General features: G+C 38.5%; 26 protein-coding genes and 3 pseudogenes. 25 read left to right on the forward strand and 4 right to left on the reverse strand.

All coding sequences use genetic code 11. From position 1 onward, the window contains the following. Position 1: 1 nt before the first annotated feature. From PAN94_RS00425 to PAN94_RS00440, 4 genes and pseudogenes are all read left to right on the forward strand, one after another. Entirely contained in the window at positions 2–694 is a 693-nt protein-coding gene (locus PAN94_RS00425; RefSeq protein ID WP_125370759.1) for an ABC transporter permease, read from the forward strand. A gap of 159 nt (positions 695–853) precedes the next feature. Next, a pseudogene (locus PAN94_RS00430) lies at positions 854–2,138 on the forward strand (IS3 family transposase); the annotation flags it as partial. 128 nt (positions 2,139–2,266) lie between these two features. Next, positions 2,267–2,471: pseudogene (locus PAN94_RS00435) on the forward strand (phosphomethylpyrimidine kinase); the annotation flags it as partial. An 87-nt stretch (positions 2,472–2,558) separates the two neighbouring features. Further along, positions 2,559–3,176, forward strand: a complete 618-nt coding sequence (locus PAN94_RS00440) for an SAP domain-containing protein (RefSeq protein ID WP_285874212.1) — start codon at positions 2,559–2,561, stop codon at positions 3,174–3,176. A 274-nt stretch (positions 3,177–3,450) separates the two neighbouring features. Here PAN94_RS00440 and rpmG read toward each other — a convergent pair whose 3' ends face one another. Both rpmG and rpmF read right to left on the reverse strand, forming a co-directional pair. Next, the gene (gene rpmG, locus PAN94_RS00445; protein WP_001265622.1) at positions 3,451–3,600 is read right to left on the reverse strand and encodes a 50S ribosomal protein L33; all 150 of its coding nucleotides are present in this window, start codon (positions 3,598–3,600) and stop codon (positions 3,451–3,453) included. Between the two features lie 15 nt (positions 3,601–3,615). Continuing rightward, the gene (gene rpmF, locus PAN94_RS00450) at positions 3,616–3,798 is read right to left on the reverse strand and encodes a 50S ribosomal protein L32 (RefSeq protein WP_000290416.1); all 183 of its coding nucleotides are present in this window, start codon (positions 3,796–3,798) and stop codon (positions 3,616–3,618) included. Between the two features lie 252 nt (positions 3,799–4,050). On the opposite strand from rpmF, the gene ilvD reads away from it, so the two are divergent. Further along, complete coding sequence (ilvD, locus tag PAN94_RS00455) at positions 4,051–5,772, forward strand: dihydroxy-acid dehydratase (RefSeq protein ID WP_371259085.1); 1,722 nt, start codon at positions 4,051–4,053, stop codon at positions 5,770–5,772. A 69-nt stretch (positions 5,773–5,841) separates the two neighbouring features. Here ilvD and PAN94_RS00460 read toward each other — a convergent pair whose 3' ends face one another. After that, complete coding sequence (locus PAN94_RS00460; protein WP_015606018.1) at positions 5,842–6,183, reverse strand: metal-sulfur cluster assembly factor; 342 nt, start codon at positions 6,181–6,183, stop codon at positions 5,842–5,844. Positions 6,184–6,367: 184 nt separating this feature from the next. Here PAN94_RS00460 and hisS point away from each other — a divergent pair, with 184 nt between their 5' ends. The 20 genes and pseudogenes from hisS to PAN94_RS00560 all read left to right on the forward strand — a co-directional run bounded on the left by hisS (position 6,368) and on the right by PAN94_RS00560 (position 21,636). After that, complete coding sequence (gene hisS / locus PAN94_RS00465) at positions 6,368–7,648, forward strand: histidine--tRNA ligase (RefSeq protein WP_285874213.1); 1,281 nt, start codon at positions 6,368–6,370, stop codon at positions 7,646–7,648. Positions 7,649–7,792: 144 nt separating this feature from the next. Continuing rightward, on the forward strand, positions 7,793–8,662 hold the full coding sequence (locus tag PAN94_RS00470) for a hypothetical protein (RefSeq protein ID WP_285874214.1): 870 nt from the start codon (positions 7,793–7,795) through the stop codon (positions 8,660–8,662). A gap of 105 nt (positions 8,663–8,767) precedes the next feature. Further along, entirely contained in the window at positions 8,768–9,427 is a 660-nt protein-coding gene (locus PAN94_RS00475; protein WP_285874215.1) for a DUF6572 domain-containing protein, read from the forward strand. 315 nt (positions 9,428–9,742) lie between these two features. After that, entirely contained in the window at positions 9,743–10,249 is a 507-nt protein-coding gene (locus PAN94_RS00480) for a hypothetical protein (RefSeq protein WP_285874216.1), read from the forward strand. 596 nt (positions 10,250–10,845) lie between these two features. After that, the gene (locus PAN94_RS00485) at positions 10,846–11,253 is read left to right on the forward strand and encodes a hypothetical protein (protein WP_285874217.1); all 408 of its coding nucleotides are present in this window, start codon (positions 10,846–10,848) and stop codon (positions 11,251–11,253) included. 268 nt (positions 11,254–11,521) lie between these two features. Further along, on the forward strand, positions 11,522–11,998 hold the full coding sequence (locus PAN94_RS00490) for a DUF6278 family protein (protein WP_285874218.1): 477 nt from the start codon (positions 11,522–11,524) through the stop codon (positions 11,996–11,998). 68 nt (positions 11,999–12,066) lie between these two features. Beyond that, positions 12,067–12,507 (forward strand): DUF4304 domain-containing protein, encoded by a 441-nt coding sequence (locus PAN94_RS00495; RefSeq protein WP_285874219.1) that lies wholly within the window; start codon positions 12,067–12,069, stop codon positions 12,505–12,507. Between the two features lie 58 nt (positions 12,508–12,565). Continuing rightward, a pseudogene (locus PAN94_RS09800) lies at positions 12,566–12,679 on the forward strand (DUF6572 domain-containing protein); the annotation flags it as partial. A gap of 103 nt (positions 12,680–12,782) precedes the next feature. After that, on the forward strand, positions 12,783–13,109 hold the full coding sequence (locus PAN94_RS00500) for a 50S ribosomal protein L7/L12 (protein ID WP_285874220.1): 327 nt from the start codon (positions 12,783–12,785) through the stop codon (positions 13,107–13,109). Between the two features lie 166 nt (positions 13,110–13,275). Beyond that, the gene (locus tag PAN94_RS00510) at positions 13,276–13,809 is read left to right on the forward strand and encodes an ankyrin repeat domain-containing protein (RefSeq protein ID WP_285874221.1); all 534 of its coding nucleotides are present in this window, start codon (positions 13,276–13,278) and stop codon (positions 13,807–13,809) included. Next, positions 13,796–14,137 carry a DUF2185 domain-containing protein gene (locus PAN94_RS00515; RefSeq protein WP_285874222.1) on the forward strand — a complete coding sequence of 114 codons (342 nt, stop codon included), beginning with the start codon at positions 13,796–13,798 and terminating at the stop codon, positions 14,135–14,137. Before PAN94_RS00510 ends, PAN94_RS00515 begins: the two co-directional genes overlap by 14 nt. A 25-nt stretch (positions 14,138–14,162) precedes the next feature. Continuing rightward, positions 14,163–14,741, forward strand: a complete 579-nt coding sequence (locus PAN94_RS00520) for a DUF6572 domain-containing protein (RefSeq protein WP_285874223.1) — start codon at positions 14,163–14,165, stop codon at positions 14,739–14,741. 98 nt (positions 14,742–14,839) lie between these two features. Then, the gene (locus PAN94_RS00525; RefSeq protein ID WP_285874224.1) at positions 14,840–15,166 is read left to right on the forward strand and encodes a 50S ribosomal protein L7/L12; all 327 of its coding nucleotides are present in this window, start codon (positions 14,840–14,842) and stop codon (positions 15,164–15,166) included. 180 nt (positions 15,167–15,346) lie between these two features. Next, complete coding sequence (locus tag PAN94_RS00530) at positions 15,347–16,333, forward strand: ADP-ribosylglycohydrolase family protein (RefSeq protein ID WP_285874225.1); 987 nt, start codon at positions 15,347–15,349, stop codon at positions 16,331–16,333. A 188-nt stretch (positions 16,334–16,521) separates the two neighbouring features. Further along, complete coding sequence (locus PAN94_RS00535) at positions 16,522–17,052, forward strand: MFS transporter (RefSeq protein WP_285874226.1); 531 nt, start codon at positions 16,522–16,524, stop codon at positions 17,050–17,052. Continuing rightward, positions 17,049–18,053, forward strand: coding sequence for a hypothetical protein (locus PAN94_RS00540; protein ID WP_285874227.1), 1,005 nt, complete (start codon positions 17,049–17,051; stop codon positions 18,051–18,053). The genes PAN94_RS00535 and PAN94_RS00540 overlap by 4 nt, the downstream gene beginning before the upstream one ends. After that, positions 18,031–18,396, forward strand: a complete 366-nt coding sequence (locus tag PAN94_RS00545) for a hypothetical protein (protein WP_125370800.1) — start codon at positions 18,031–18,033, stop codon at positions 18,394–18,396. Before PAN94_RS00540 ends, PAN94_RS00545 begins: the two co-directional genes overlap by 23 nt. Before the next feature lie 183 nt (positions 18,397–18,579). Continuing rightward, a complete protein-coding gene (locus PAN94_RS00550) occupies positions 18,580–18,792 on the forward strand; it encodes a hypothetical protein (protein WP_005591462.1) in 213 nt (70 codons plus the stop codon). A gap of 167 nt (positions 18,793–18,959) precedes the next feature. Continuing rightward, the gene (gene aspS, locus PAN94_RS00555) at positions 18,960–20,714 is read left to right on the forward strand and encodes an aspartate--tRNA ligase (protein ID WP_285874228.1); all 1,755 of its coding nucleotides are present in this window, start codon (positions 18,960–18,962) and stop codon (positions 20,712–20,714) included. Then, entirely contained in the window at positions 20,701–21,636 is a 936-nt protein-coding gene (locus PAN94_RS00560; protein ID WP_149517650.1) for a YitT family protein, read from the forward strand. Before aspS ends, PAN94_RS00560 begins: the two co-directional genes overlap by 14 nt. A 129-nt stretch (positions 21,637–21,765) precedes the next feature. On the opposite strand, the gene pulA is transcribed toward PAN94_RS00560, so the two are convergent. Further along, positions 21,766–23,841 (reverse strand): type I pullulanase, encoded by a 2,076-nt coding sequence (gene pulA / locus PAN94_RS00565; protein ID WP_285874229.1) that lies wholly within the window; start codon positions 23,839–23,841, stop codon positions 21,766–21,768. Position 23,842: the final 1 nt, after the last annotated feature.

Here is a 23,842-nt window from a genome sequence, read left to right on the forward strand (position 1 = left end):
TATGTTTAATCGATTTTTTAGTTTGTTGTGGTTACGGTATCGCTACCTTCTTAATAATAAAATGATTTTATTTGTATGTGTGTTTACACCAATTGTAGACTTTTCCGTTTTAAACTTTGTACCAGATGTTCGTGGGTCTATATTTTTAATGAGTATGGCGGTTATTACGATTTATAGTCTAACTGCTGGAACCTTTACAACATTGATTATAAGCGAGGAAAAAGACAAAAAGAACCTCAGAACATTAATTTTAACGGGGGTCACAACACCTGAGTACATTTTATCGACGATTTTATTTCCTTTACTGTTTTCAATATTAGGGGTCTGTATTATGCCTATTGCTTTTGCTATATCCATACCTCACATTGGGGTATACGCATTAGTAACTTTCTTAACGATTACTTGCTTTATTTTTGTCAATTTAGCGATAGCACTATTCTGTAAAAATCAAACACAAGCATCTGCTGTAAGCTTGATTTTCTACCTGCTTATAATGTCCTTACCTCTGTTTTCAAGTGTTAATAAAGTTGCAAAATTATTAACAGATTTTTCACTATTAGGAGCACACAATCAGTATTTTAACAGTATGGCTACCTTTAGTCTTTTGACACCTCAATTCTTTGCACTTATCATTTGGATTGTGGCAATGCTTGTACTTGTATATATAGGGTTTGGATGGAATCGTAAACATTGAGTTTGACTGGCTGTTTAAAAGCTAGATAAAAAGCTTCATAATTCCTACAGTGATTTTCCCCACTATAAAATTATAGAGCGCTAAAAAGACAGTAGATTGGATTTGAACTGGACCCCAAAAGTTAGACAGAAAAAATCTAACTTTTGGGGTGTTTTTTAGCGACTTTCAGAAAAATATGGAATAAACCTTTCAAATCTTGACTATTTAATCCGATTGATTGATCGCTACGGAATAGAAAATGTCAAAAAAGGGAAAAACCGTTATTACTCTCCTGAATTAAAACAAAAAATGATTGATAAAGTCCTACTTGAAGGTCGTTCGCAACTAAGCGTATCTTTGGATTGTGCTCTCCCAAGTAGTGGATTACTTCCAAATTGGATAGCACAATACAAGAAAAACGGGTATACTATTGTTGAGGAAACAAGAGAGAGACCAGCTAAAATGGGACGTAAACGGAAGAAAACTTAGGAAGAAATGACTGAACTAGAGCGACTTCAAGAGGAGAATGAACGCTTACGGACTGAGGTGGCCTACTTAAAAAGTTAAAAGAGCTAGAAGACATGGACGAAGCCGTACAGCAAGAAAGGAAGAGACAGTTAGAGAAATGATTTCAGGAGGATTTCGACTAGATTTACTTCTTAAAACAGTTCGTTTAGCTCGCTCAACTTACTATTATCAGTTGAAGCAACTGAATGGGGTTGATAAGGATCAAGAACTTAAAACCGAAATTCAGGCCATTTATAATGACCATAAAGGAAATTATGGCTATCGTCGGATTCACTTAGAACTAAGAAATCGTGGTTATGCGGTCAATCATAAGAAAGTTCAACGTTTGATGAAAGTTCTTGATTTAGCAGCTCGAATTCGTCGGAAACGGAAGTATTCTTCCTACCAAGGAGAGATTGGCAAGAAAGCAGGGAATCTCATTCAACGTCAGTTTGAAGCATCGAGGCCAATGGAAAAGTGCTATACGGATGTGACAGAGTTTGCCATTCCAAATAGCACACAGAAATTGTATTTATCGCCCGTTTTAGATGGTTTTAACAGCGAAATTATTGCTTTTAATCTTTCTTGTTTGCCTAATTTAGAACAAGTAAAAACGATGCTAGAACAGGCATTCACAGAGGAGCATTACGAGAATACAATTCTCCACAGTGACTAGGGATGGCAATATCAACACGATTTCTATCATCATTTTTTAGAGGATAAAGGAATTCAGCCATCTATGTCACGCAAGGGTAACAGCCCAGACAACGGCATGATGGAGTCCTTCTTCAGCATCTTGAAATCCGAAATGTTTTATGGTTATGAGAAAACATTTAAGTTACTTGAGCAATTGGAACAAGCTATTGTGGAATATATTGATTATTACAACAACAAACGAATTAAGGTCAAACTAAAAGGACTTAGTCCTATGCAATACAGAACTAAATCCTTCACTTAAATTATTTGTCTAACTTTTTGGGGTCAGTACATTTTCACACTCTTTTTTGAAGGATTTGAAGTCGATAGAAATAATATCTTCGAAATAATGATATAATATGAGAAGTTATGATTGTATTCCGGTTATTCAATCCTAATACAAGGAGAGCAGTCATAGAGGGGTTAAGAGTATAGACGAGTAGATCATAATTTAAGGAAATCCGAATGAAGCTATTGAAAGATTGCAAACTTAAAAGAAGATGCAAGCGAATATGTGAGAAAATCGGTTGGAAATGCTTTAGGGGATATTAGTAAGAAATTTCCAGAGTTGCTTAAAATTGAGCTCGATAGCTAGAACTTAGAAAGTAAAGTGATAAGACGGGTTTACAAGTTAGCAAGTAAATTGATTGTCTGACAAATTTGAATTTATTAAGGTGTGCATATGGTAGAAAAAAGACCTGATTTTGGAGATATAAAATCATTTGAAGAATTTAATAGATACTATTGGTATCGAGAAGAACTTTCACAAATTTGTAAGTCCCTTGGATTAGAGTATAGATGTACGAAGCAAGAATTAAACTATATTATCGAACAGTATTTTGAGGGAAATAAAGTAGAAAAATTTTTGAAGACAGGAAACAAAAGTCAAGTCGAAGTGATAACCTTGGAGACTCCTTTACTTAACTGTGGTTTTTCTTTTAACCAAAAATTTCGAGATTATTTTTCAGCTATAACAGGGATTAGTCCCTTTAAATTTAGTGCTGATATGGCAACGGCTTGGCGAAAAGTAAAAAGGGATAAAGATATAACATTCACTATTCAAGATATGATTAAAATATATTATGGTGAGTCAGATTATGCCAAGTATGATAGTTCGGCTTGCCAATGGAATCAGTTTCTAAAAGACTTTTGTTTAGATGAATTGAGCGATTGTTATTCTAATAAGTTAAAAGTTGCGGCTATTCTCTGGAAAGAAGTTAGGAACTCGATACATGAAAAAGTTTACTCACAGGAACTTTTAAAAAAGTATGAATCTAAAGTAGAGGAACACCGTAAGTAAACAGATTTCAGCTTGTCGAGCTGAATAAAGCTGGATACATTAATTCATGTACTATTTTATTATAGTTAAATAATAAAATAGATATTGGAGCAAGCATAGAAAAAAGAGGGGCCTCGTAATGAAGCTCCTCTTACTTTTGATTGTCCGAATCAATATTCTTATTTAAAATAAAGGTAGTGATTTGAATGATATATATTACGATGTACTGAATTAAACAAAAAGAAAAAACGCTTGAAATCAGCATTTTTCTTCTGTATTGATTCGTATTGAATGCTTACTTCACTTCTGTAAACACAACGTGCTTGCGAAGTTTTGGTGAATATTTCTTCAATTGAAGACGGTCTGGAGTGTTACGTTTGTTTTTAGAAGTAAGGTACAAGCGTTCACCAGATTCTTTGTGTTCAAGTGTAATATTTACGCGCATGGTATCTCCCTTCTATTATTCAGCTGCAGCAGCTTTAGCGATTTTACGTCCTTTGTAGTATCCTTTAAGTGATACGCGGTGAGAACGTGAGTAATCTCCAGTAGTTTCGTCAAAGTTTACAGATGGAGCTGTTACTTTGTAGTGTGTACGACGTTTGTTTTTCTTCGCTTTTGAAGTGCGACGTGCAGGTACTGCCATTGTTTGTTTCTCCTTTTAGAATGTAATTCGATGCAATCTCATGATTTTCATCAACTTTAACAGTATAACAAAAGTTTTTTGTAAAGTAAAGTTACTTGACAGAATTTTTTGATTTTCTTTTTGACAATAGCAAAGCTTTTTAGTAGTCGCATATATTTTTAAGTTTATTATTCCAATATTCTGAAAATTTAAAAATTTTCTTCTATCCAATAGAGCATAAGTGTGGTATAATAAAGCACAAAGATGACTACAATGAAAGGAAAAGACATGACAGATAAGCTAGATACACGCCATAGAAGTAAGATTTATGATAGTATGGTCAAATCTCCTAACCGCGCCATGCTTCGCGCGACAGGGATGACAGACAAGGACTTTGAGACTCCGATTGTCGGAGTGATTTCGACTTGGGCTGAAAATACGCCTTGTAATATTCACCTGCATGATTTTGGTAAACTAGCCAAGGAAGGAGTAAAAGAACAAGGTGCTTGGCCTGTTCAGTTCGGTACGATTACCGTAGCAGACGGGATTGCCATGGGAACGCCTGGTATGCGTTTCTCTCTGACTTCACGTGACATCATCGCAGACTCCATCGAGGCTGCCATGGGCGGACATAATGTGGATGCCTTCGTTGCTATCGGTGGCTGTGACAAGAATATGCCTGGCTCTATGATTGCCATTGCCAACATGGATATTCCAGCCATTTTTGCTTATGGTGGAACCATTGCACCGGGAAATCTTGACGGTAAGGACATTGACTTGGTGTCCGTTTTTGAAGGAATCGGGAAGTGGAACCATGGCGATTTGACTGCTGAAGAAGTCCGCCGTATCGAGTGTAACGCCTGCCCTGGCCCTGGTGGCTGTGGCGGTATGTACACGGCTAATACTATGGCGACAGCTATTGAAGTTCTAGGTATGAGCTTGCCAGGTTCTTCTTCTCACCCAGCAGAATCTCAAGATAAGAAGGATGATATCGTGGAAGCTGGCCGAGCTGTTGTCCGGATGCTGGAAATGGGGCTTAAGCCGTCTGACATTCTGACTCGCGAAGCCTTTGAAGATGCGATCACAGTGACCATGGCTTTGGGCGGCTCTACCAATGCTACTCTGCACTTGTTGGCCATTGCCCATGCGGCTAATGTGGAGCTGACCTTGGATGATTTCAATGTTATTCAAGAGCGCGTGCCACATTTGGCGGATTTGAAACCATCTGGCCAGTATGTCTTCCAAGACCTATACAATGTCGGTGGTGTGCCTGCCGTTATGAAATATCTTTTGGCGAACGGCTTTTTGCACGGTGATCGCATCACTTGTACAGGTAAGACGGTGGCGGAAAACTTGGCTGACTTTGCTGACTTGACGCCAGGTCAGAAGGTCATTATGCCGCTTGAAAATCCAAAACGTGCGGACGGTCCATTGATTATCCTGCATGGTAATCTGGCACCAGATGGCGCGGTTGCCAAGGTATCAGGTGTTAAAGTTCGTCGTCACGTCGGACCTGCTAAGGTTTTTGACTCAGAAGAAGCTGCTATTGATGCAGTGCTGGCCGATGAAGTAGTCGATGGCGATGTAGTCGTGGTTCGCTACGTTGGTCCAAAGGGTGGCCCTGGTATGCCAGAAATGCTGTCACTTTCTTCTATCATCGTAGGGAAAGGTCAAGGAGATAAGGTAGCCCTCTTGACAGACGGCCGCTTCTCAGGTGGTACCTACGGTCTCGTTGTCGGACACATTGCTCCAGAAGCTCAGGATGGTGGCCCGATTGCCTACCTTCGCACAGGCGATATGGTCACGGTTGACCAAGATACCAAGGAAATTTCCATGGCAGTTTCTGAAGAAGAACTTGAAAAACGCAAAGCAGAAACGACTATTCCACCGCTTTATAGCCGCGGTGTACTTGGTAAATATGCCCACATGGTATCCTCTGCCGCTAAAGGTGCTGTTACCGACTTCTGGAAACCAGAAGAAACAGGTAAAAAATAGCCTATATATGACAAAAGAACCCGCTAGTTTTTCTAGCGGGTTTATTAATTTGGATGAATGTTCAGCTTCTTATCTAGGACTAATACCTAGCGCAATCCGTCCAAAGCGACTGATACGAGTGATTTTCCACGCGGGCGACCAAGTGACTTCAACGGAGACAGTTTCGATGCCCTCGATTTGCTTCAGGGACTCGACGATTTCAATGGGAACGGTCTCGGTACAGTCGCAGGCTGTGTCTGTGAAGGTCATGACAATCTTGCAGTGGCCAGTCTCGTCAAGATTGATTTCATAGATGAGCCCGAGATTGTAGACATCAAGCTCGACCTCTGGATCGTAAATCGTTTCGAGTTTCTTAATGAATTCTTCTTGGATAGCTGCTGCTCGGTCATTGATTTTGATATCGTCTCTCATCTTCGGTCCTTCTTTCTCTATAGAATGGTGGTCTTATTTTCTCATAATTCTGACAATTTTTCAAGAAATTCTGGCGAATGAAAACGGATTTAGTCTATCGGAGGGAATTTTTCTGCTCTAACTCCTCAAAACATCTGATTTATGGTAAAATAATAGATATTATATAGTTGCAGAGGATTAGAAAATGAAATTACAAAAACCTAAAGGAACTCAGGATATCCTCCCTCAGGAATCTGCTAAATGGCAGTATCTGGAGGAGTTTGCTCGTAAGACGTTTAAAAAATACAACTATGCGGAAATTCGGACACCGATTTTTGAGCACTATGAGGTCATCAGTCGTTCTGTTGGAGATACGACAGACATTGTGACCAAGGAAATGTATGATTTCTATGATAAAGGGGACCGTCATATCACCTTGCGACCAGAAGGAACTGCACCGGTCGTTCGTTCTTATGTCGAAAACAAGCTCTTTGCACCAGAAGTTCAAAAGCCAGTTAAGCTTTATTATATGGGCTCTATGTTCCGCTATGAACGGCCTCAGGCTGGTCGCTTGCGCGAATTTCACCAAATCGGGGTGGAGTGCTTCGGCTCTGAAAATCCAGCGACAGATGCAGAAACGATTGCTATGGCGGCTCAGTTCTTCAAGGAAATTGGGATTGGACAGGTGACGCTGCAGCTGAATAGTTTGGGCAATGCAGCGAGTCGAGCTGCCTACCGTCAGGCCTTGATTGATTATTTGATTCCGCTGAAAGACAGTCTTTCTAAGGATAGTCAGCGTCGTTTGGAGGAAAATCCGCTGCGGGTGCTGGATTCGAAGGAAAAAGAAGATAAGGCAGCCGTTGCGCAGGCACCTTCGATTTTGGACTTTCTGGATGAGGAGAGTCAGGAGCATTTTGCGGCTGTCCGCTCAATGCTAGAGTCTTTGGACGTTCCCTATGTCATTAACACCAATATGGTGCGCGGACTGGACTACTACAATCACACGATTTTTGAGTTTACGACTGATGTGGCAGGCAGCGAACTAACTATCTGTGCGGGTGGCCGTTATGATGGCTTGGTTGACTACTTTGGTGGGCCAGAAACCCCTGCCTTTGGTTTTGGTATGGGAATGGAGCGTCTGCTCTTGGTTCTGGAAAAACAGGGAGCAACTCTGCCACTTGAGACAGGCTTGGATGCCTATATTGCCGTTCTAGGTGAAGCTGCCAATCGCAGTGCTTTGGAATTAGTACAGGCTCTCCGCAATCAAGGATTTGCGGTCGAGCGAGACTATTTGGATCGCAAGCTCAAGGCTCAGTTTAAGTCAGCAGATGCTTTCAGAGCCAAGACCATCATTACTTTAGGTGAAAGTGAAATCGAAAGCAACCAAGTCACTGTGAAGAATAATGAAACTCGTCAAGAAGTGGTGGTTGGACTGGATCAAGTTCAAGAAAACTATCAGGCTGTTCTCGAAAAATTAGGTTGTTAGAGAAAAATTTATTCTTTCTTAAAGACCGAGCTCTTTAAGGAATCTCAAAATATTACATTTTTGTTACACGATGAGTAAATAATGTAACAAATTGATAATATTTTGGTATAATGGATATACTCTTACATAAATAAAGGAGAAAAAATGAAAAAATTGATGAAATTTGGCGTATTGCCTGCGTGTATTCTTTTGTTGGGAGCATGTTCGGCCCTACCAAAACCACAGAAGAAAAACGCTGAAAACGTGAAGACCGAGCAGTCTTCATCTTCTACATCAGAAAAAGAAACGAATGAAAAGCGGATTGAGAAAGACGCAGATATTATCTTGCGTGCAGTCTTTACAGATCACTCTTCAGGTTTCACGACCTTGATGGGAACTTCTGTTGACAAATGGAAGAAGGGTATTACTCAGTCTTACGTTGATGAAAACCTATCTAAATACACACCAGAAGAAAATTATACGCTTGACTTAAAGACAGAAAAATTCCCTCCATCAAAAATCTTGGAGCTATTTGACCAAGCACGTTTTAAAGTCTTGGCTACGATTGGCGATGATTTTGAAATTACTAAGGTTGAAGACGATGGAGAAACAGCAGCGGTAACATTTAAGAGCCGTGCGATTGCAACACGTGATTTGGCCAATCTAATCAATATGACGAAAGCTAGTCTGTTTGAAAATGGGATTGAAGATGTAAAAGCCTTGGAAGACTCAACGGATCCAGATCTTGAGAAACGTTTGGCTTTGGTAAATAACTTCCTCTTCTACTATGCTTTTGACCGTATGAATGAAGACTTTGGCTACATTGCGCCACGTGAGTTTACAATGGAGTTAACGAAGACAAAAGAGGGTCGCTATATTCTCAATGACGAAAACTTTATTGAATTGCGTAAATCAATGTTTGTAAATGAGTATTCAGCAAATGGTGCAGAAACACGTAAAGGAAACAAATCAACAGATTCTGGTTCTAAATCTGACTCAAGCTCCTCTTCATCTTCCGATAAATCAAAGATCTAATAGTTTGAAATAAGATTTAGGATCTCATTTATATAGATAACAGGTCTGGGGCTTTTTGTCTCAGACTTTTATTTTTCAACTAGCTTGAATTGATGGAGGATATGAATGAAAACAATTTATTTAAGTAAAAAAGACATGTTGGAGATCTGTCAAGATGGCGATAAGTATTTCTTGCGTTATCCAACTTTTAATATTACCATGCCAGAAGTAGTTCAAGAAATCCCCAAAGAAGCTGCAGATAGTTATATGTCGGGAGAACATACTGGTAAAGAGTTGATGAATTATGCAGATTATGGTTTTTGGAAATCTAAAAAACAGTATACACAAGATGAGTCTGGTAAGCTCTTCATCGAAAATCATCCTTCTTTTATTTTAAAAAATCCAGGAAATACTCGTCGTCTTTTTACAGCAGAGGAATTTAGACAAATTGTCACCAAAGCCATTGTTTCAGAACTGGAACCTAGCGAACTTGACGCTATTGGTATAGTTGATAGTCATTTAGAGCTTCTTCTGGTGGATCCAGTTGGCTGGGAGGAAGAGATAGAAGCAGTCCATCTGGAAGTTCTGCAGGAAAAACTAAACAACTATATTTATTTCATTGAAAGCAAGCAGTATGTGGAGCGATATGGAGACAATTTTGCTAAAAAGGTCATCCATATAACTTTCCAGTATTCTCCATCTGACAATGGACTAGCCTTCCTAGCAGCTGCTCAGAAAGTCTTGCAACCTACAGATATGACTTTGAAGATCGAATTGCCAGAGTAAGATATCAAAAGAGAAGATGTTGTCTTCTCTTTTCTAGTATTCTTGAGGTTTTACAATCTTTTCTGGACCTACTTTCTAATGTGATATAATGTAAAAAAGAATCTTGCTAATCAATATTGTTAAAACCTGCAATATCCAATCTATTTGGATTTGGGTGGGGATTGTTGTGGTTGTCCCTGATTTGAGGCAATTAACAAATGTTGCTTTTATTCAGTCTAGTGTTTAAAAAATAATATCAGGTATTTTAGCGATGATTGGGAAAGCTGTTGTTTCTGGTTGGAATAATATGGTTAATGGTATCAAAGGGTTATTTTCATGGTAAATGTATACAGAGTTAAAGGCCGAGTTTTTAATATCACATTGAATGATAAGGTGGCACAAAAAGGTTGGTATCTGATTGTGACAGATTTAGGTCAAGAATACCTTGTGCAAAGAAATTATAGTCTATCTTATAGGAGTTTTTTTAAAATTTATCAAACAGAATATCCATTGTGCAGCCATATTTCTGATCGAGGATTAAATAGCAATAAGCGATTGACTAATTTAGGAATAGCAATTGTGCTATCAGCATTTATCCGTTGGTTGACTCCATTTGAATTATGGTTAGGTCCGACAAATCATACGGCAAGTTTAGTTCAAGGTAGTATAAATGTATTGATCTTAGTCCTTGTTTTATTCATTTCATTTTTTTTGGTGTCCTGGTATAGGAAAATTAAACTTAAAAATTTTCTTAGAAAACAAAATGCGGATCTAAGCTATATTGGAAAAGTTAGGTCATTGACTCCATTAAAAACAGTGAAAGAAGGGATTGGTTTTTGGTGATTATGAAAGTGGTTTTTATAAAAATAGTTGCTTATGCATTTTTATTTCTTGTTTTTATTTTTCCAATATTTTTATTTTCTTATTTTGTTCAGTTGAGACTGTTTTTGATTATACCAATTGTACTTTATACCATTTTATTTTATAATGGGATTATTATTAATGAAAACAATCAGATTGTAGAATTTGAAATAGAAGAGAAAACAAAGTGATTTTTATTCTTTGGTATATAGGACGAATCAACTTGTTATAGAAGGATTTGCTTTTGTCGTCTGTCTAGGGCTTTATTTTTGCGAAGTAGATTTTCTGTTTTTGTTCTTCTTTTGTATGATGACTTCCTTAATATTTACCTTAATAGAATTAAATCATTTAGAGCGAAAACAGGCTATTAAACAGCTAAAAGAAAAATCCTGAAAGGTAAAGCAAAATGGAACTGATTATCTAGATCTGAATGGAATGGCATTTCTAAGAAAGACTTAGAGAAAAGCTTGGTTTTAAACTAAAATGCCCTTTAAACGTAAAGAAATGATTTAGGTTTAAATTATAGATGAATAACACAGAATTCAAAAAATCATCGATAATGGAGGTAACTGATACTGATGAAAAATAAATCTAAAAAATGGAAATGGTTTCTGTTGATAATCCCTGCACTGATGATTTTAGGGATTATCAGGACTAACCTTGATGAGATGAAATCAAAAGATGGAATATACTATCTGACGGTAAAAAATGAATCTACTAAAACGGCCTCCCTAGATAAAACATCATGGATAAAAATAGACGGAGAGCAGATCACCATAAAGGAAGGTAGTTCAGAGCATACTTACTCATATGATCCTGAAAATGAAGAATTTACAAGAGATTCAGAGAAGTATTCTTGTATGATATATGATGGACTTTTAACTCTTTCAGGAGATCAGCCACAAAAGGAATTACCTGAATATGTCAGTCCAGATAGCAGTTGGTATTCAGCATACGAAAAAGGTCAGGTGAAAATAACTAATTAATTGGTTTTGATCTGGATTAACTGTAGCAAGTTAACAAGTATTCATGCCTAGGAGAGGACTAATTTACTCCTCTTCTTTTTTGGATAATCTGAATTCGGAAAATGCGGGATGCGCATTTTTACATACAGAAACTAAGAGACATAGGATAACTTTCAAGCCGATACCGAAAAGAAAGCGAAAGGAATGAACACTGACCTTCATTTACTATTCTTTTTGATAAAGTTATTCGCTATCTCACAATTAAACGAAAGTAAAAAAGGTAGGTCACATGGCATTAGATAAAGAAAAAATTCAGGAAAATTTTGAGAAATTCATGTTTTATATTGATGACACCTTGGATGAGATAAGGAAAAAAGCCAGCCAGCAAGGTTATAATCTGGATATGAGCTTAGAGAGCTTGAAGGATTTGGCGCAATTTGTTCGAGAGAATGATGTCAAAAATGATCCTGAAAATATTGACGATTTCTTTAATAGCTGGGTTTATCTTGGTGAGGTTTTTCGCCTACAAGCCAAAGGAGCCTACTGGAAAGTTGGCACTGAGAATTCGAAAAACTTAAATTATGGGTTAGAGTATTTGACGGGTTATAATACAATTGGTTCGGAATTTATTCCGTTATTAATTATGAATAACTTTACTTTAAGTTCACCTGATAGGTTAAATAATAATTTTTTCTATGAATTAGTATTGAAACGTTTAAATCCTAAACCAATCAATCTAGACCATCTTCCAACTGAAGAGAGTTAAGTTATTTTTGGCGTCGTTTAATTACTTATTAGGTAAATGTTTCAGGTGAATATGAGAGGATTATTAAAATGAATAACATAGAATTCAAAAAAATTGTTGGCGAAACTTTGAAATCACAAGGTTTTGCTTATGAAAATAAATATTATACATCTGAAAATACTGATTTAAAGGTATTTATTGGCTTTCAAAAATCTAACTTTGAGAACTCTTTCTATATCAATTATGGCTTTTTTATAAAAAAGCTTCATGAAAAATTAGAGAGGTTAAGTCATGGTTTTGGAGATTTTGGAGGTCGCTTTGTTTACAATGATAACGGCAAAATGCTTGGAGATTATAAACTACCTGATCTGAAGAAGGAAAGTCTTTCAGAGAGTATTTTAGAGAATACAGAGAAGTTTATTAAACCAGCCTTTGAGAAAGGGATTGATGACTATTTGGAAATGTATCCTCACTTAAAACGAAGACTTCCTTTGACGGTAAAGGAATATTTAGATTCCGCCTACAAATGAACAAAACAGAATTTAAAAAGATTTCTAGTAAAGTTTTAAAACAACAGGAGTATACGATATCGACATCGCCATACAGCATTCTCCATCTGACAATGGCCTAGCTTTCCTAGCAGCTGCTCAGAAGGTATTGAAGAATACGGATATGAGTTTGAAGATCGAATTGCCAGAGTGATATGAAGAGAGCGCAAGACGCTCCCTTTTTTGCCTCTTACAGTATGGTATAATTGAATTGGACGGTACTCAGACTGTCATTATCAAAGAAAGGGATAGAGCTTGTGTTAGATATTCGCATTGATGCCATTGCTAATAAGTCTTTGACCTACCAGCTATTAAGAAAATATTCGACTTTGCCTTTTTCTCAACTAAAGTCAAGAATAGAAAATCATGATCCAGTGATGAAAGTCAATGATTTAAAGCTGGATGAACTTCGAAAGGTCAGGGAGTTAATTCATGATTTAAGCAACATAGGCACGAAGGTCACGATAAAGGACTCAACAGGCATCATCACCTTGGAAGTATTAGATAATATTATCTCTAGTTATGAAGGGATTACGGCTGATATAGAAGAGCTAGATGCCCTTATGTTTGATGAAGAGGAGTAGTTGATTTTGGGCATAAAGAAGGTGAAACTTATAAAAAAATGTTTGAAAAGTACAAAAATCGTGAAATTACTTTGTAAGAATTAAAAGACTCTCAATTTAATCTAGATAATTTTAGAATAGAAACACCTTCTGCCAATAGAAGTCATAAGTTTGAATAGGAGATAAGATGGATATTTTTGATATTGTTCAAAATGGGACATATAATGATTTTATAGAAAATTACAATGGTGACATAACACAAATTGATGAATATACAAACCTTAATTTGTTATGTATATCCATGCTTAATGATGATTTACCAGAAGAGAAATTGAAAATTATTAAATATCTGCTTTCTGAGAAAGTAGAGGTAAATTTTTTGTCAAAAAAAGAAAACAGAAATGCTCTTCATTATTTCTTCCAAGCCAATTGGCGGCCTAAAATAGCATATGCATACGAGGTGGTGAAATTACTTGTTGGGGCAGGAATAGATGTAAATGCAGTTGACAAATTTGGTTCTATTCCGATGACTTACTCGGTAACGTTATTAAAATTAGCAACGGAAGAGTTAGAACCTCTATATAAGCTTTTACTAGAGGCCGGTTCGGATTATAAGTTAAAAAACAAATCTGGTAAATCGTGTTTAGACTATGCGGAAGAATATTCTTGGAGAAGCGGTCTGCTTGATATAATAAAGGAGTATGAAGATGGTAGAAATTAATAACAATGATTTTGGTGGTTTTGTCGTTTCAAACAATATTCTTGATGGAAAAGCTATTCGCTATTCTTATCGTGAGGAATCTGCTATTCCACAATTAAATGGCTGGACACTGTTATCAATCGAAGATGATGAAGCTTACCTAGCTAATTCAAAAAATTTCACAATTTTAGGAGCAAATAGCATTGTAAAAATTGCTCCTGTTATACTGGAAATTTTTGAAGCCCCGTACGGCACCGACTTGTGCTGGCTATATGAGGAGGGCGTTCATGTAGGATTTTATGATTTGGTGAGAGATAGAGAAACTACTATCGAGGAAATCATTAGCTGAATATAGAAATGACGGAGGAAAACTAATGAGAAGACAGGAATTATTAGATTTTTTGAAACATAATAGTAGTAAAGCAAAATATTATTCTGTACACTTAAATAAAAAGGTTTTAGAGCAGTTTGCGATAGGCTATTATCAGGATTTGAGTTCAAATAGATTTATAGTGTATGAGGTGACTGAACGTCAACAGTTACATGAAAAAGCTAGTTTTGAAAGAGAGGAGGACGCTATTAAAGAATTATATGAGGTTGTGAAATTTAGATGTAGGATTAAAAGCGTTCCTATTCAGTTAGATGTTTCAGAAATTGATGCAATCGGAACGAGTGATACAGACTTGGAACTTTTATTAATAGATGGCAATCTTTGGCTTCCAGATACCGAAGAAGAACATTTGTTGAAGCTTCAGGAAAAACTCAACAACTATATCTACTTCCTCGAAAGCAAGCAGTATCTGGCACGTTACGGTGATAACTTTGCTAAAAAAGTCATCCATATCACCTTCCAATATTCTCCATCTGATAATGGACTAGCCTTTCTCGCCACTGTGCAGAAAGTGTTACAGCCGACTGATATGAGCTTGAAGATAGAATTACCAGAGTGCTGAAGAGAGCGAAAGACGCTCTCTTTTTGGTCTCTTACAGTATGGTATAATTGAATTGGACAGCACTCAGACTGTCATTATCAAAGAAAGGGATAGAGCTTATGTTAGATATTCGCCTTGATGCTATTACTAATAAGTCTTTGACCTACCAGCTATTAAGAAAGTATTCGACTTTGCCTTTTTCTCAACTAAAGTCAAGAATAGAAAATCATGATCCAGTGATGGAAGTCGATGATTTAAAGCTGGACGAACTTCGAAAGGTCAGGGAGTTAATTCATGATTTAAGCGACATAGGCACGAAGGTCACGATAAAGGACTCAACAGGCATCATCACCTTGAAAGTATTACATAATATTATCTCTAGTTATGAAGGGATTACGGTTGATATCGAAGAGCTAGATACCCTTATGTTTGATGAAGAGGATTGATTGCTAAATTTCTATATTTTAACGAATTTATAACTTGGAAAATCAGTGCTTCCGAAGCTGGCAGGGTCAATTCTTTTAGTCTGTTGGTTGATAAGGGATTTAAGATTCCTGATAAAGGGTGTGGAAGAAGTTGCTGATAATATTATTCTAAAAATGGATTTAATAGAATAGGAAAAGGCTATGAGATTAAGAGATAAATGGGAAGATGATTCAAATCAGTATAGAAGGTATAATCTTAAACAAAAGATAAATTCGGTTATCTTTGGTCTAGCTATAGGTGATGCGCTGGGAGTTCCTGTGGAGTTCAGGGCTAGAGATACCTATCATATTTCAGATATGGTGGGTTATGGGACCTATAATCAACCAGCTGGGACCTGGTCAGATGATACTTCTTTATCCTTAGCACTTGTTGAACACCTCTGGGAGGATTCTGATTTGAATGGGCTAATGGATAAATTTGTAGCTTATCGTCAGGGCTATCTCACACCTTTTGGATATTGTTTTGACATTGGTATTGCGACTAATCAGGCGATTGATCGGTATTTGGCGGGAATATCTCCAGAGAAATGTGGAGGGACTGGTGAGAGAGATAATGGCAATGGAGCCTTGATGATGCTATCTCCCTTAGCTTTGCTCTTATATGAAAACGTTGATTTTAGTTATAGATCAAAGATAATTGAGCAATATACCAAGTTGACCCATGCTCATCCAAGGTCTATTGTGGCATCTATTCTGTATGTCCAGCTTTTAATTGGTTTTCTTCTTAACATTCGCTTAGAAAACTTACTTTGTCAATCAAAACCTTATCTTGAAGATTATTTCAAGAAAAACCCAGAATACTGGGAAGAGTATCAAGATCATTTTAGAGAAATATTTGATAGAGAATTTTATCAAAAATCTAGAGAAGATATTGCTTCCACAGGCTATGTTGTTGATACCTTGAAGGCTTGTCTCTGGTGTTTGGGTACAACAAAGAGTTTTGAAGAAGCTGTTCTAAAAGCTGTTAATCTTGGAGGTGACACCGATACCATCGGTGCCATTACAGGTACCTTGGCTGGAGCCCACTATCAACTGGAAGGCATCCCAGAAAAATGGATTCAACAATTGGCTAATAAAGAATTGATTGACGAAAAATGTCGGCAAATGCTAGAATGGCTAGAACGTTGATTTTCTGTAGTTGTTGCATATCTGGGTTAGTCCTTGAAATCAGGATGAGCTGATTTCTAAAATGGTGGAAGAGATGGAGTTGCTTTTGAAAACAGGAGAGAAGAGAATTCACCAGCTGACCAAGTATATCTGAAATATCAAGATTCCCAGATACAGCTTAAAATTACACGGTAAACGAAAGGGATATCATGACAGAAAAAGACTTACTTATCAAAGAATATCTTAGAATAAAAAAAGAAGCTATTTATAGCCGCATTATATTCTTACTGACGGCCATTACAGGAGCTATTCTATCCTTTATTTTGGTCTATTCAAGATCTAGGAATCTAATCTTTGAAAATGTTTCAATTGGCTTAGTTGTGTTTGCAGGTATTGTTATATCAAGGCCGTATTGGACAAAAAAGAAACAATACGAGGCTCAATATCCAGAATTGAAAGGAATGTCTACAAGAGGAGCTGAAGCTTCTGGGGATTTTTGGGGAAGACATTTGATTGTATATCCAGCTATTCTTGTTTATATGGTTTGGGCCTTTTTCGCTTATTATCATCCTGCTCAAAATCAGGAAATAATAGATGTTGATCTCCCAGCGATTAGTACAGAAACTGAGTATAGTTTGGATTTTCCAAAATCAGATAGTTCAGCGAGCACAGGCGACAGTCAAGAAGACAACCAATCAGATGCTTCGACAATTGGACAAGAGGAAGAGGACAATAAATGAATAAAAGAAAACAAATTATTTTAGTGATTGCTGTCTTACTAGTAGCTTTCTGTAGCTTTGTTTATCTAAAAAAACAATTCTTTTCTCCTTCCAAGCCAAAGGAAGAGTCTAGAAAGGAAACGATTGTATATGATTCTTCGCTGAAAGATATCACTCTAACAAAAGATGGGCGCTATGTCTTAGTTAGTCCTAATACTTTAAAGTGGCATTCTAATAATTTAAGAATTAGTCAGAACTATGTAGTCTCAACATTTATAACTTATGAGCACTTTTATGCAAAAAAGAATACCCTACCATCAAGTAAACTCGTAAAATTTGATATTATCACTTATGATTTACGTAAAAAAAATTTCGTTGAAAAGCGCATAGACCTCAAAAAGGCCGTAGAAGAATACGATTCAGATTACGGCTTGAGAGATGACGGGTCCCTCCAAGTAGTTGGTTCTAGCTTCTATTTTGAGGGTAAAGATTATGTACGGCTTTTTGTTTCAAAAAGAAAAAATTTAGAAGAAACAAAAAGCCTAGTATTAAATTTGGAAAATGGGAAATTGACAGAGCTTAGTGAAGCGATGGAAGAAGTGAGTACCGCACAAAATAGTTTCCCTTCCCTATCCAGAACAAATCTCGATGATATTCTATATTTTAATGGATTTTCACCTTCAAACATTTTAGGTTATGTTAATGATAAAAAGGAGAACGAGATTGGTCAGGATATTAACTTTAGCCACGAGTTTCCTGACTTGGTAAAGCGTTTAAAGAAAAATAAAGTTACAGAAATGCTGTATCGAAGAGGCTTGGTTTCTCCGTCAGATTACTATGAAGATCTTCGCCATTGGTTTGCGCCAGTTGGTCAGGATAAGCTAGATATAGTCGCAAAGGATTATGAAACGAACGAAGAAACTCCTTTAAATAATTACCAAGAATTTATTGATTGGTCCAAAGCGGAAGCTAAAAAAGCACAGGAAAGGATAAAAGCAAATGGGAAAAAAGAGACAAATTAATACGACACAAATTTACGAAACATCTGTTCGGTTAGATGCGGCAGTAATGTCGGGAGGTACAAATGATGCTTCAGAGTGGGTTGATGATGTGTCTACAGAATTATTTGCAGATTGCAATACCTTATTGGATGAGGCTTCAGCAGATATTCATACTACGGTAGAGAATCTTAATAACTACTTAAATTCTGTAGCAGCAGAATTTGAGAAAGCTGATTCAAAAATGGCAAAATTAATATCTGCAAATAATGGCTTGGAATCTATCCCAATGGAAAATAAAAAAGCTGCAGAAAAGGAAAAAATTCGCTCGAATGATTATTATAATGAATTGAAAAAAAGTAAATAATCTCTATACTTTTTCCGATTTTATATTTAATGTGATGATATAATAATGTGGTTATTTCTTTTAGAGCGAGTGATACTTCTCTAGTTTTCATCAGCAATTCTGCCCTGTTATTCTCCAAAGGGTTATAGTTTTTGCCCTAACCTTCCCTGCTTATGCTATAATAGTCTATAGAAAGTCGAGGGAATGATGAAGAAAATATTATTAGTGGTTGTGGTGCAGGGAGTGGCCCTATTTGTGATAACGGGTCTGCTCTGTTATTTTATGCGAGGGGATTTTTTCTTCCGTGCTTTGGCGCCGATTTTTGGTCTGGCAGCTGGGGCCTTTCGCTTCTTGACAGCCATGGTGACAAAAACGTTGGCTCCTAGTCTTTATGAGGATGGGAAGAAAAAGGAATAATCTATATAGCGTTAGCAGGTCTGGGGATATTGCCTCTAGACCTTTTTTATAAAAGGAGCACTGGAAATAAATACTTTTAATTTTTTTCAGAAAAAGGACAGGTAGGGGGGCTTTCCTAGGCTCTTTGTGGTAAAATAGTAACAGAATTAAAATTTTGGAGAGTAAAGATGAAACGTTCAATGTATGCGGGACGTGTTCGTAGTGAGCATGTCGGTCAGGAAATTACTTTGAAAGGTTGGGTTGCCCGCCGTCGCGATTTGGGAGGCTTGATTTTTATTGATCTGCGTGACCGTGAAGGTATTATGCAGCTAGTTATTAATCCTGAGAGTGTTTCAGATGAGGTCATGAAGACAGCTGAGAGTCTGCGCAGCGAGTTTGTCATCGAAGTGACTGGTAAGGTAGCCGCGCGTGAGCAGGCCAATGACAAGCTGGCTACAGGAAGTGTAGAGCTTCACGTAGACAGTCTGACGATATTGAATACTGCTAAAACCACTCCTTTTGAGATTAAGGACGGGATTGAAGCCAATGACGATACGCGCTTGCGCTACCGTTATTTGGATTTGCGTCGCCCAGAAATGCTGGAAAATTTCAAGTTACGTGCCAAAGTGACTCATTCCATCCGCAATTATTTGGATGAGCTGGAGTTTATCGATGTAGAGACACCATTTTTGACCAAGTCAACGCCTGAAGGAGCGCGTGATTATTTGGTACCGAGCCGGGTCAACCAAGGTCATTTCTATGCCCTGCCTCAAAGCCCACAGATTACCAAGCAGCTTTTGATGAATGCTGGTTTTGACCGTTATTACCAGATTGTCAAGTGTTTCCGAGACGAGGACTTACGTGGAGACCGTCAACCAGAGTTTACACAGGTGGACTTGGAAACTTCTTTCCTATCTGAGCAAGAAATCCAAGACATTACAGAAGGGTTGATCGCCCGTGTCATGAAGGAAACCAAGAGAATTGAAGTAACCTTGCCTTTCCCACGGATGAAATATGACGATGCCATGGCTCTTTATGGTAGTGACAAGCCAGATACTCGCTTTGACATGTTATTGCAGGACTTGACAGAGCTTGTCAAGGGTGTTGACTTCAAAGTCTTTTCTGAGGCACCGGCTGTCAAGGCGATTGTAGTGAAAAATGCTGCTGACAAATACTCGCGTAAAGACATTGATAAGCTGACAGAGCAAGCTAAGCAGTATGGAGCAAAGGGACTTGCTTGGGTGAAAGTAGTTGATGGAGAGCTGACTGGTCCTGTTGCCAAGTTTTTGACAGACCTGTCAAGTGAGTTGACAACTGCTTTACAATTAGAAGAAAACGACTTGGTTCTCTTTGTGGCAGATACCTTGGATGTTGCCAACGCAGCTCTGGGGGCTCTTCGTGTCCGTTTAGGCAAGGAATTAGGTTTGATTGACCCTGCTAAGTTTAACTACTTGTGGGTAGTAGATTGGCCAATGTTCGAGTGGTCTGAAGAAGAAGGCCGCTATATGAGTGCCCACCATCCATTCACTCTGCCTCAAAAAGATTCTGAGCAGGAGTTAGAAGGAGACCTGAGCAAGGTTCGTGCGATTGCCTATGATATCGTACTCAATGGCTATGAACTAGGTGGTGGTAGCCTACGGATCAACCAAAAAGATCTGCAGGAACGTATGTTTAAGGCTTTAGGCTTCTCAGCTGAAGAAGCGCAAGACCAGTTCGGTTTCCTTCTAGAAGCCATGGATTATGGTTTCCCACCACATGGAGGTCTGGCTTTGGGTCTGGATCGCTTCGTCATGCTCTTGGCCGGTGAAGAAAATATCCGTGAAGTCATTGCTTTTCCTAAGAATAACAAGGCTTCTGACCCAATGACGCAAGCACCAAGCTTGGTTGCTCCTGCACAATTAGAGGAATTAAGTTTACAAGTAGAATCACATGAAAAAGACTAGTTTGCGGAAACTTTTTCGCTATTATCTTCATCGCTTTGCCTATCATGTCAAGTTGCTAGAAGTTCTGAAAAGTATTTCGCGTGAAAAATATGATGAGAAATTTTCAGCCTCTCTGGTATACGGCTTTCTCTCAGCGGTAGCGGTCAATTTCTTCTTTCAGCCGGGCCATGTCTACTCAAGTGGTGCAACGGGCTTGGCGCAGATTGTCTCGGCTTTGAGTGGCCGCTTTATCGGCTTTACCATTCCAGTTTCCATTACTTTTTATGCGATCAATATTCCACTGATGATTTTGGCTTGGTACCAAATCGGGCATAAGTTTACTGTTTTTACTTTTATCACTGTTTCGATGAGCTCGCTTTTTATCCATTTTGTGCCAGAAGTTACATTGACGACCAATCCCATTATCAATGCTTTGTTTGGGGGAGTTGTCATGGGGACAGGGATCGGCTTTGCCCTCAAGTCAAGCATTTCAAGTGGAGGGACAGATATTGTTAGTCTGACCATTCGCAAGAAAACAGGCCGTAATGTAGGCAGTATCTCCCTGATTGTCAATGGGATTATTATGCTGATTGCTGGTCTGACCTTCGGTTGGGAATACGCTCTCTACTCAATGATTACCATCTTTGTATCCAGCCGTGTAACGGATGCAGTCTTTACCAAGCAAAAGCGGATGCAGGCTATGATTATCACCAGTCATCCTGACGAGGTGATTAACAAAATTCACCACAAGCTCCACCGCGGTGCGACCATTATCAATGGAGCGGAGGGAACTTACAATCACGAGCAAAAGGCGGTGCTGATTACAGTCATTACGCGTGCTGAATTTAGTGAATTTAAGTACATCATGAAACAGACGGATCCGACCGCCTTTGTCTCCGTATCTGACAATGTACATATTTTAGGAAGATTTGTAGAAGAGTAGTCTCGATTATCGGCATTGTTAGTGGATCTTGCTCAAACGCAATGCTTCCATTTATACATAAAAAAGGAACAAGTTCAGCTGGATGTTTTCCCATCCAAAATGAACCTGTTCTTTTTTATAGTTATTACTTTATTTCAAAACCAAGACTTGCTTAGCAGGAACTATATAAGAATCTGCTAGCGGGGCGATTGGTTTTTTAGCGTTAATGTGCGGATACTGAAGGTGAATGCTTTGCTTCATTTTATTTTCATAAGTCGCTGCTTCAGTGCCGAAGTTAATCAAAATGGTCAGCGCTTGTTTATCTTTTTGAATCTTATATTCAAGGAGGCTAGGGCTGAGCCATTTGACCTGACAAGCTTTTTGAATAGCAGAGCTAGTTGTCAGAGTCAGAAGTGGATGAGCCTTTCTAAAGGCAATGAGTTGCTTCAAAAATTCAATGTCTTCGGTATAGTGAAGTGAGCGCAGCCAGTCTAGCTTGTTGACATCATCAGGCAGGTTGTAGGTGTTGTCAATCAGATTCTTGGTCCGATAAAATTCCTGGCCGCTGTGGAGGAAAGGAACTCCTTGCGCTAAGAGAACGATGTGCAATGCTAGGCGAGAGTTAGCTAGGCGCTGACGGAGGCTGATATTTGGATTTTGAATATCAAAATAATCAAACACCGTTGCGTTGTCATGGCATTCTACATAGTTGATCGCCTGATGAGGCGCTAGGAAATGTGGCTCTCCTGTCAAGCCGACATTGGCTGTCAGGACATTTTCTAGCCAGCTGGTCGCGTGTTCTTTGTCCAGTCGGCTACCTTGGACGATGGTTTGCTTGATCGTATCACGGAAATGATCGCTGAAGAATCCATACTCAGGTAGTTGTTCAGCGTTGAATTGGTGAGCCAGAAGGTCACTATCAAGACCAGTAGGCATCTGCCAACCTTCTCCGTAAAGGTAGATGTTTGGATGAATGGCTTTTAGTTCCTGAGCGATTTGCTTCATGGTGGTTATGTCGAGAATGCCCATCAAGTCAAAGCGGAAACCGTCAAAGCCGTAGAGGCTAACCCATTGCTGGACGGATTGTTGGATATAATGGCGCACCATAGCTTTTTCGCTGGCTACATCATTTCCGCAGAAGGTGCCATTTGTCCGTAGGCCTTGCTCATCGAGACGATAGAAGTAGCCTGGCACAATCTTCTCAAAAGCATAGGCATCTGCCTCATAGACGTGATTGTAGACGACATCCATGATAACGCTCATATCAGCCTGGTGATAAGCTGCAATCGCGTCTTGTAGTTCAAAGATACGACTATAGGGATTGTGTGGGTCGCTTGAGAAGCTACCTTCAGGAACATTATACTGGACGGGATCATAGCCCCAATTATAAACGAGTTCGGGGTGTTTTTCGTCAACACTGCCAAAGTCATAGACTGGCATAAGCTGAACGTGTGTAATACCTAGATCTTGCAAGTATTTGAGACCAAAGGTCTGGCCGTGTACGCTTGGAGATTCGGACAGAGAAGCAAATTTACCAGGTTGTGAAAAACTAGCTTCCTTTTGCATGGAGAAATCACGCACGCTCATTTCATAGATAACGGCTTCTGTTGGTTTTACTTGGCTGGCAGCGCGCTGAATAGGTTTGCTAATCTTTTTGCGGTCAATGACATAACTATGACCAGAGTTGGCATCTGAAGAGAGGGCGTAGGGGTCATGTACTTCTACCCATTTTCCGTTCACCTTATGGATATAGTAGTAGGCCTTGCCTTCTAAGTCCCCAAGGACCTGCGTATGCCAGACACCTCTATCTTGCCTTTGGAGGGAGATGACCTGATCTTCCAGATGGAGCAAAACTTTTTCCGAAATAGGAGCCCACAGTTTGAAATCTGTTGCCTGAGGGCTATAGCTAGCTCCCAAATCTCTTCCTTGGTAGCTAAATAATTCATCAAAAATTGGCTTCTGGACAATGTGGCGATACTGGAGAATGGTGTGATTGCGATCCTGATCATAGACTGTGTAGGACTCGGTCAAATCAATCGGATCATTGGCTGAAAGGGTATAGATAATCTGATGTTCTTGATTCTCAATTTTTTTGATGGTCAAAGGACTGGAGCTATGCTTGTCCTCTAGAGTAAAGTGGATAGAATAAGCGTCAAAGGACTTTTCCAATTCGATAGTGATGCTATTTTCATCATCTAAGTAGGCTTGGAAAATACGATAAACCATA

Origin of the sequence: Streptococcus sp. SC1 (assembly GCF_030272855.1) — a bacterium.
Lineage (GTDB): Bacteria > Bacillota > Bacilli > Lactobacillales > Streptococcaceae > Streptococcus.

Excerpts from the sequence above, each read along its gene's own strand:
- PAN94_RS00425 (WP_125370759.1), top strand. The coding sequence starts at position 2 with ATGTTTAATCGATTTTTTAGTTTGTTGTGGTTACGGTATCGCTACCTT.
- PAN94_RS00440 (WP_285874212.1), top strand. The coding sequence starts at position 2,559 with ATGGTAGAAAAAAGACCTGATTTTGGAGATATAAAATCATTTGAAGAA.
- rpmG (WP_001265622.1), bottom strand. The coding sequence starts at position 3,600 with ATGCGCGTAAATATTACACTTGAACACAAAGAATCTGGTGAACGCTTG.
- rpmF (WP_000290416.1), bottom strand. The coding sequence starts at position 3,798 with ATGGCAGTACCTGCACGTCGCACTTCAAAAGCGAAGAAAAACAAACGT.
- ilvD (WP_371259085.1), top strand. The coding sequence starts at position 4,051 with ATGAAAGGAAAAGACATGACAGATAAGCTAGATACACGCCATAGAAGT.
- PAN94_RS00460 (WP_015606018.1), bottom strand. The coding sequence starts at position 6,183 with ATGAGAGACGATATCAAAATCAATGACCGAGCAGCAGCTATCCAAGAA.
- hisS (WP_285874213.1), top strand. The coding sequence starts at position 6,368 with ATGAAATTACAAAAACCTAAAGGAACTCAGGATATCCTCCCTCAGGAA.
- PAN94_RS00470 (WP_285874214.1), top strand. The coding sequence starts at position 7,793 with ATGAAAAAATTGATGAAATTTGGCGTATTGCCTGCGTGTATTCTTTTG.
- PAN94_RS00475 (WP_285874215.1), top strand. The coding sequence starts at position 8,768 with ATGAAAACAATTTATTTAAGTAAAAAAGACATGTTGGAGATCTGTCAA.
- PAN94_RS00480 (WP_285874216.1), top strand. The coding sequence starts at position 9,743 with ATGGTAAATGTATACAGAGTTAAAGGCCGAGTTTTTAATATCACATTG.
- PAN94_RS00485 (WP_285874217.1), top strand. The coding sequence starts at position 10,846 with ATGAAAAATAAATCTAAAAAATGGAAATGGTTTCTGTTGATAATCCCT.
- PAN94_RS00490 (WP_285874218.1), top strand. The coding sequence starts at position 11,522 with ATGGCATTAGATAAAGAAAAAATTCAGGAAAATTTTGAGAAATTCATG.
- PAN94_RS00495 (WP_285874219.1), top strand. The coding sequence starts at position 12,067 with ATGAATAACATAGAATTCAAAAAAATTGTTGGCGAAACTTTGAAATCA.
- PAN94_RS00510 (WP_285874221.1), top strand. The coding sequence starts at position 13,276 with ATGGATATTTTTGATATTGTTCAAAATGGGACATATAATGATTTTATA.
- PAN94_RS00515 (WP_285874222.1), top strand. The coding sequence starts at position 13,796 with ATGGTAGAAATTAATAACAATGATTTTGGTGGTTTTGTCGTTTCAAAC.
- PAN94_RS00520 (WP_285874223.1), top strand. The coding sequence starts at position 14,163 with ATGAGAAGACAGGAATTATTAGATTTTTTGAAACATAATAGTAGTAAA.
- PAN94_RS00525 (WP_285874224.1), top strand. The coding sequence starts at position 14,840 with ATGTTAGATATTCGCCTTGATGCTATTACTAATAAGTCTTTGACCTAC.
- PAN94_RS00530 (WP_285874225.1), top strand. The coding sequence starts at position 15,347 with ATGAGATTAAGAGATAAATGGGAAGATGATTCAAATCAGTATAGAAGG.
- PAN94_RS00535 (WP_285874226.1), top strand. The coding sequence starts at position 16,522 with ATGACAGAAAAAGACTTACTTATCAAAGAATATCTTAGAATAAAAAAA.
- PAN94_RS00540 (WP_285874227.1), top strand. The coding sequence starts at position 17,049 with ATGAATAAAAGAAAACAAATTATTTTAGTGATTGCTGTCTTACTAGTA.
- PAN94_RS00545 (WP_125370800.1), top strand. The coding sequence starts at position 18,031 with ATGGGAAAAAAGAGACAAATTAATACGACACAAATTTACGAAACATCT.
- PAN94_RS00550 (WP_005591462.1), top strand. The coding sequence starts at position 18,580 with ATGATGAAGAAAATATTATTAGTGGTTGTGGTGCAGGGAGTGGCCCTA.
- aspS (WP_285874228.1), top strand. The coding sequence starts at position 18,960 with ATGAAACGTTCAATGTATGCGGGACGTGTTCGTAGTGAGCATGTCGGT.
- PAN94_RS00560 (WP_149517650.1), top strand. The coding sequence starts at position 20,701 with ATGAAAAAGACTAGTTTGCGGAAACTTTTTCGCTATTATCTTCATCGC.
- pulA (WP_285874229.1), bottom strand. The coding sequence starts at position 23,841 with ATGGTTTATCGTATTTTCCAAGCCTACTTAGATGATGAAAATAGCATC.